Raw genomic sequence first — 6,893 nt, forward strand, 5'->3', positions numbered from 1 at the left:
TGGTTAAAAGAGGTAGTAATGGCTTGAGATGGAAACGGTCAGTAACAACAACTAATTCTTGAAAATTTAACGGCACGCGGTAGTAACGGAATACTCCGGAACCCACAAATACTGCCAGTCCCTCATTATTGTTTTCCTGCCAAAATCTTTCGTCCACATCGATGAGTTCTTGCAGGGGCTGGAGAAATTCCCCGGCTTCCCGATCACTCATTCCACTCTCTACGATGCTACTTTCAGCCTGTCGCATCAAATTCTTGAGCCGAATATAATTCTGTTGGATATCTGCCGCCAGTCGGTAGATAGGCATATAAATAGATACACACAATCCCTTGGGCTGTTCTACTAGTGCTTTAACTTCCTCTCTGGATAATAGACTCATATCGTTTTGTCTCTTCCTATTGTGCTAAAGTGACGATTCAAAAAGCGCGATTTCCTACCCTTATCTGAACCGATGAGCAGCGCCCAGACGAATGCGATCGCTATATTGAAGAGCATCCAAGCTACGCAAACGCTTCACGTTCAAGTGAGTGCGCTTCTTGCCTACAAGTTACCTCCGTTACCTTATCTACTCGTCTATCTATAGAGAGGAAGCGAAAAAGTTTCTCTCTCATAACTCTTCCCAAAGATGCAGGTCGTTCATGTTTTCTTACACTTTAATAAATGTAAAGAGAAGATTGACGTTATCTAACCAATAAGGTAACGCTTATGATGCTCCGTTTTGGCTGAAATCACCATTGATTAACTGAACTAAAGATTTTTGCGAGTTCCTATAGGCTGCTATATCCAGTTGCGCTGCTGTCAAATAGACCTCTTGCGAAAGTCTATTTTCGCCCCCCTAGCCCCCCATGAATAAAAGGCTTCGTCCTTACTCCTCTCCCCTTTTAGGGGAGAACTCTCTTGGGTGGGGGGAATAGAATTCAAAGTCCCCCAGAATTGGGGAATTTAGGGGGCTGTCCAGGATTTATGCAAGAGGTCAAATCAAGAAGCAGTTGTTCAGAGAACTATTAGGTAAGCCGTTTTGATCAGCCTATAAAGAGAAAAATTCAGACTGTTTTTCTCCAGCCAAACAGCGGCATTATATCCATCAATATCCTGACAAACTACTTGAGGCTTCGACTAGAGGAGACCATATGGCTGCGATTTTGCATCCAATTTATGCATTGGCACATTTTGCATTAGCGATTTGGGGGATTCACCTATTTCAACAATCCATTAACATCGGCACGATTCTGCTGCTTATAGTGCTGACTGGATTGATTTATGACAATCTCATCATTTCCATAGGTAGCTGCATTGGGGAGGGGGAAGTACTGGAGTTTCTTAATCGGCTTCGCTTCTTGTTCCACACGTTATTTACCCCGCTACTTTTAGTAGTTGCTGTCGAACTCGCTAATTACGCTGGTGTTCAGTGGTTTGCTAGCCCGATCGCACGTTGCATGACCTGGTTGCTTGCTCTTGGCCTGATTGAATTTGAGTTTCGGAAGAAGTATTTGACGCTGAAGTTGGAATCCACAACATTTGCAGGTACCTTGCGTTACAGAGAGGCTGAAGGTAGCTTACCAATGGCAGCGATTTTGACGATCGCACTGGTAGCATTAGTAGGCATCATCATCTGGCAAACCATGCAATGTCCTTGGGTGTTCATCGGGGCACTCATTATGTTCTTGGGTAGCGCTGTGCCAACTCGATTAGTCGGTCAGGTGCTGGGTTCTGGAGTAGAGATTGTATTGGTTTTGAGCTTACTAGCACTTAAGTAAACCTCAGTCTTAGAAGGGTGCATCTGAATTGGGCAGAAACATTTATAAAGACTTGTAAATCGAATCCGTTAGCATCGCTATAATATGTTTTTTTTAACGCAGAGGTTCGCATAGATTCGCGCAGAGGGTCTCAGAGGTATAGTCCTTCTCGATTAAATGAGATACACTCTGACCTCTCTCCTACTCTCTTTGTTAATTCAGATGCAACCAGATATGAGCTAATCCCATTCTTCGGGGATATTTTTTTAAATTAATTTAATAGTCTTTTGATAGAGGTTGAAAAACGATTTGTTCGATAAAACGGTAGCTATAAGCAAGGAAATACACATCCTCAGCTAAACTTTTAATTTTGCTTTCTCAGCCTTATTGAAATGATTCTCGATTGAAGTAATTCATAAAATTAAGGCTTTATAGGAATTTTAATTAACTGGCTTAGCTGGTCTGTGGTTAACCCCAACGCTTAATTTGAATAGGGAATATAACCACATATTTTATCTGATTTACTAAAGGAATTCAAGATGTCTGGACAATCGTGTTTGTCCTCCACTAATCAGGGGAATGGAGAAAAGATTAGGCAGGCACTAGAGCAATTAAGCCTAGAGCCAAATAGTATCTTTATTCAGGATTCTACCCTTGAAGTATGCTCTTATCGCGCACTATTAGTAACAGCTTTTCCATTTTCAATGTTCTTCATTAGTGTAGCAATTGGTCAAGCCGATATCCTCAGCTTTTATTTCTGGGTCTGCATTGCTTGTCTTGTTGCCAGTTTGCCATTGATGAGCACCGCTGTTATCGAGAGGGTGTCTCAAACGCGCAAAAAAGGTAATAACTATGACTCTGTGCAAGGCTGGGACAATCCAATTTCCAACGTGCCAACTCTAACTCCTGTACCGATAATTCCTAGCCCTCTGGTTCAGTGTGACAGCCATCCACAAGACTGGCTGTGGCAGGGTTGGAAAGTTCGCTATACCGTAGTACATAATCCCCAAAGTCAGGTTCCTGTGATTCTGTTACACGGCTTTGGCGGTTCCATTGGTCACTGGCGACAGAACATTGCAGAACTGGCAAAGCATCACACGGTCTACGCCGTGGATTTATTGGGCTTTGGTGCCTCGGAAAAGCCTGTTGCTCCTTATGGGATTGGACTTTGGGTGGAACAAGTCTACGAGTTCTGGAAGACTTTTGTGGAAGTTCCTGCCGTGCTAGTGGGCAACTCTATTGGTTCTGTGATTTCTTTAGCCGCAGCAACCACTTATCCAGAAATGGCACGAGGTGTGGCAATGATTAGCTTGCCCGATACTTCGGACTCTGAAGAATCAATTCCAGCCGTCATCCGTCCCTTGGTGCGCAGGCTCAAAGCAGCTTTCACGTCGCCCCTATTGCTGCAACCCCTGTTTCACCTAATACGACAACCTTGGATTATTAGACATTGGGCAGGATTAGCATACGCTTGCAAAGAAGCCATTACTGATGAACTGCTAGAAATTCTCTGTGCACCTGCCCGTGACCTCGGTTCAGCTAAAGCATTCTGCGCTATTCTCAAAGCGATGCTCAGCCCCAAATTTAGCCCTTCTATTCGCTCCATCCTAACTAACCTCAAAATTCCGTCTCTATTGGTATGGGGCCAACAAGACCGCATGATTCCCCCTGCACTGGCTCGTCGCTTCCTCGGCTATAACCCCGCACTGCGGCTGATAGAGGTTGAGGACGCTGGACACTGTGCTCATGATGAACGCCCAGAACGGGTTAACCAGGAACTGCTCAGCTGGATTCAGACACAAGTACTCAGTTGTGGTGCCTGAAACTTGCATATCTTAAAGACGGGAATGGGGGAATTAGGCTTTCATTACAATGTTCGTGTGTGCAGCTCATGGGAAGTCTTCCGCGTTTCAAGGATAAGCAAAATTGTAGGGTGTGCTAGCGTTGCGTAACGCACTCTTATTCGAGACTTTGGTGGGTTACGGCTACCGCCTAACCCACCCTACACAAACCTATAAATCGGTAAGCTCTATCGGCTCACTCTTGTTGTGACAAAGTCATATTTTCCCCAGACACTATGGCATAAAATTTCCGAGCTATGTTACCGAAAAGGAGGCCAGCCAATAAACTAATAACCAGAGAGCCACTCACAATAGCAGCCGTAAGTACTGTAGTATGACGTTCTTCTTCCACCTTGAATTCTCCTCATAAAGGTATCAAAACATGACCAAAAACTGGGCATGAAGCTCCCCCTTGGGATTCTCAAATAAAAGGCGATCGCACAAGTTCAACTCGTAAGCGATCGCCCCACTAAATCAGGTCAGGAGTCTCATGGCTATGGTAACAGCACCACCTACACAGCATTGCTCAACCCTGTTCTTTGCAAAGCAATACTCCTATCGGTAATACAATCTATATAGTTAGATTAACGGCTACGGTTGCCTGTTACTTATATCCGACGAAGGAGTTTACGTAACATCTGTTTGTTATTAATGATACAAAGATTCGTGAGCAAGAGCTATGGCTATTGAAGCTTCCTAATGCAAATGACTCCCCAGCTTTCCACATCCTCCCATCCTTTCACTGTATTCCCAGCCGAGATAGCTCTCACTTCGTTAAAAAACACGTCAGATTTTGGCAGGCTCAGCTTTGTTATTAATTCTTGCTTTATTTCCTCGCTTAGATATTTATAAATTAAGCTCAAATGAGGATTAAGCTCATATTCAGATGGATTGTTTGAACGGCTACTTAGGGTTTCTGATATCTGGCTGAGAAGGGAATTTGGGTAAAATTGCACGAATAAAGTTTTGGTAAACTCATCTGTATACAGTAGCTTATCGACCTTGAGACTAAAACTTTGAACTCCTAGTGTTGCCTGTTCAAGAAGTTTAGAAGGAGATTCTTCGGGTGTACACTCCCCCGAATAGATAGTTACATGAGGGGTAAAAACTGGAGCGTCATACTCTTGTGCAAGCGTATCTACAATTTCCTGAAAAAATGCTCTGTCTTCTTCCGAGGGAATAAGCCAGAATGAGATTTTAGTATTCATCGCATCACTTCACTACAGCTGCAACGGTAACAATCTGAGTCTCTTCATCAATACAGACCTTGGCTAATCCAAATTGCTCGATAACCCAAGCATTCGTTGTCTGGTGCGTGGTAATTTCAGCCACTTTGTACTGGCTTTTCTCTGATGCCAATGCCGCTGGCAAGAGTAACTGATCGCCTAGAAATTGATCGACGGGTGCCCCATTGGCGTGGAAATCTAGCAATTCCTGAGTTGCTATTTCAGCGACGCGCTCTGCGGGTAGCCCGATTTCTCCCACAGCACCAAATCCAGACCGACTGTACTCGTATTCAGCCGTCAGAAAGATGCCTGCTCCTGGCCCCACACCTCGCTGTCGCAGGGGCTGCACTTTACCCTTGAGATGGGCTTGTTGTAACAAGTTTTCCGCCCGCATCGCCATCCGCTGGGGGATATGGGAAGGAAGTTCCGTCACGACGGCTAACCCCCGCACCTGCTGCAAGGTTCCTCGCTCTAGTAACTGAAGACCGCTTAGAGGCGATGTGGCCTTATCTCCAGCGCCAGTTACCCGCAATTCCACCTCGCCACCGCCTCGCGGATACCAACCCCAAGCACGAACCTGCACCTGTGCTTGCACCCCCATCTGTCTCAGCGTGGGCAGATAGACTTGTTCGATATAGGTGATGGGTGGACTCCAGGACACATGAGTTCCTCCCCTTAGAGTCACGACTGAGTTACCCTTCGCCAATGCTAGGGGTAGCAGGATGGTTTGCAAAATCAGCGTGATGGCACCCGCTGAACCTGCGCCTGTAGTCTCGGTAACATCAAAGCTGTAATGTCCAGCCACGGTGGGACAACTCGGAATGAATTCCAGCGTCATGGAACGCAGTGCATCTCCCTTCACTTTGGCTTGGCAGATAGCCGCTGCTGCACGCACACCAGTTAAGTGTTGAATGGCTAATCCCGGCTTACTCCGACCTGCACGGATGCGATCGATGCGAATGGGTTGACCTGTAATGGCAGCTAGGCTGAGGGAGGTACGTAAGATTTGACCGCCGCCCTCACCGTAAGAGCCGTCAATGTGAAGCATGTTGGCTTAATTTGTGTTTTTAAGGCTGGTTTTAGCGCTTTTTGTCTACTGTAAGGGTATCCTCACCGCACCGCCAAGGGCATACGCCGCTGGTGAGGTAATTGGGGAAGGAGCCATCGCCTAGCAGGATGCGTTTGTGGCGATCAGTTTCGAGTAAAGCCGTAGGCGAGCGCGCAAGGGCTAAACTAAAAACACGCCGCTTGACGAGCAGGTTACGACAGCCGTGTATATTACAACTGACAAAGCCATTACCCTAGAGGAATTTCTCAAGCTTCCAGAAACAAAACCTGCAAGCGAATATATCAACGGGGAGATTATCCAGAAGCCAATGCCAAAAGGGAAGCACAGTCGTTTGCAGTTCAGGCTGTGCGAAACTATCAACAACATCGCTGAACCCCTTCAGATTGCTTCTGCATTCCCAGAGTTACGCTGTAGCTTTGGTATCCGATCCATTGTGCCAGATGTAGCCGTCTTCAAGTGGTCGCGAATCCCTTTTGATGCCGATGGGGAACCTCCAAACGATTTTTTGCTCTGTCCAGACTGGACGATTGAAATTCTCTCTCCCGAACAGAGTTCAAACCGGGTAATTGGCAATATCCTCTACTGTCTACAGCACGGTTGCCAATTGGGATGGCTAATAGATCCACGCGATCGCTCTATTCTGATTTTCCTTCCAAATCAGCAACCAGAATTATTACAAGGTAGCGATCATCTCTCTGTGTTAGAGGAGATTGATTTAGCGCTAACTGTAGAGCAGGTTTTTAGTTGGTTGAAGATGGCAGGATAAGGCTGTTGCGCTTGGGGGGTGAGGAATGTCTCGCAGAAAACCAACCTCCAATTTTGTTCAACACTAAATAAACAGCGTCGGCGACACCTTGAAGTAATCGCCAAGCGCTTTGGCCTGTGCCTTACTAATTGAGCGCTTGCCATTCACAACCTCAGACACCACACCGCTCGATCCGATAACACCCACTAAGTCAGCTTGACGAGTGCCACTGGATTCTAGGATGTGTTGGAGAATCTCGTAAGGTGCAGCTTGATC

Annotated in this window: 7 protein-coding genes and 1 pseudogene; 4 read left to right on the forward strand and 4 right to left on the reverse strand. The window is 46.0% G+C overall.

Going from position 1 to position 6,893, the window contains the following annotated elements; all coding sequences use genetic code 11:
- A pseudogene (locus V6C93_RS32455) lies at positions 1 to 379 on the reverse strand (hypothetical protein); the annotation flags it as partial.
- 72 nt (positions 380 to 451) lie between these two features.
- Between V6C93_RS32455 and V6C93_RS32460 the strand changes: the two are divergent.
- The 3 genes from V6C93_RS32460 (at position 452) to V6C93_RS32470 (ending at position 3,559) form a co-directional block, all read left to right on the forward strand.
- Entirely contained in the window at positions 452 to 583 is a 132-nt protein-coding gene (locus V6C93_RS32460) for a hypothetical protein (RefSeq protein WP_333480814.1), read from the forward strand.
- A 547-nt stretch (positions 584 to 1,130) separates the two neighbouring features.
- Entirely contained in the window at positions 1,131 to 1,757 is a 627-nt protein-coding gene (locus tag V6C93_RS32465) for a hypothetical protein (protein ID WP_333480815.1), read from the forward strand.
- Between the two features lie 518 nt (positions 1,758 to 2,275).
- Positions 2,276 to 3,559: an alpha/beta fold hydrolase gene (locus V6C93_RS32470; RefSeq protein ID WP_333480816.1), complete on the forward strand. Its 1,284-nt coding sequence runs from the start codon at positions 2,276 to 2,278 to the stop codon at positions 3,557 to 3,559.
- Between the two features lie 701 nt (positions 3,560 to 4,260).
- On the opposite strand, the gene V6C93_RS32475 is transcribed toward V6C93_RS32470, so the two are convergent.
- Both V6C93_RS32475 and rtcA read right to left on the reverse strand, forming a co-directional pair.
- Positions 4,261 to 4,785 (reverse strand): cyclic phosphodiesterase-like protein, encoded by a 525-nt coding sequence (locus V6C93_RS32475; protein ID WP_333480817.1) that lies wholly within the window; start codon positions 4,783 to 4,785, stop codon positions 4,261 to 4,263.
- Between the two features lie 4 nt (positions 4,786 to 4,789).
- On the reverse strand, positions 4,790 to 5,851 hold the full coding sequence (rtcA, locus tag V6C93_RS32480; RefSeq protein WP_333480818.1) for an RNA 3'-terminal phosphate cyclase: 1,062 nt from the start codon (positions 5,849 to 5,851) through the stop codon (positions 4,790 to 4,792).
- 223 nt (positions 5,852 to 6,074) lie between these two features.
- Here rtcA and V6C93_RS32485 point away from each other — a divergent pair, with 223 nt between their 5' ends.
- Positions 6,075 to 6,638 carry a Uma2 family endonuclease gene (locus tag V6C93_RS32485; protein ID WP_333480819.1) on the forward strand — a complete coding sequence of 188 codons (564 nt, stop codon included), beginning with the start codon at positions 6,075 to 6,077 and terminating at the stop codon, positions 6,636 to 6,638.
- A gap of 63 nt (positions 6,639 to 6,701) precedes the next feature.
- Here V6C93_RS32485 and V6C93_RS32490 read toward each other — a convergent pair.
- Positions 6,702 to 6,893 (reverse strand): helix-turn-helix domain-containing protein (locus tag V6C93_RS32490; RefSeq protein WP_414644328.1); only part of this gene is annotated, 192 nt, incomplete at its 5' end.

The organism is Allocoleopsis sp., assembly GCF_036703385.1.
Classification (GTDB): Bacteria; Cyanobacteriota; Cyanobacteriia; order Cyanobacteriales; family Coleofasciculaceae; genus Allocoleopsis.

Bases quoted from the DNA above. Each gene is read 5' to 3' on its own strand.
- V6C93_RS32460 (WP_333480814.1), top strand. From the start codon at position 452: ATGAGCAGCGCCCAGACGAATGCGATCGCTATATTGAAGAGCATCCAA.
- V6C93_RS32465 (WP_333480815.1), top strand. From the start codon at position 1,131: ATGGCTGCGATTTTGCATCCAATTTATGCATTGGCACATTTTGCATTA.
- V6C93_RS32470 (WP_333480816.1), top strand. From the start codon at position 2,276: ATGTCTGGACAATCGTGTTTGTCCTCCACTAATCAGGGGAATGGAGAA.
- V6C93_RS32475 (WP_333480817.1), bottom strand. From the start codon at position 4,785: ATGAATACTAAAATCTCATTCTGGCTTATTCCCTCGGAAGAAGACAGA.
- rtcA (WP_333480818.1), bottom strand. From the start codon at position 5,851: ATGCTTCACATTGACGGCTCTTACGGTGAGGGCGGCGGTCAAATCTTA.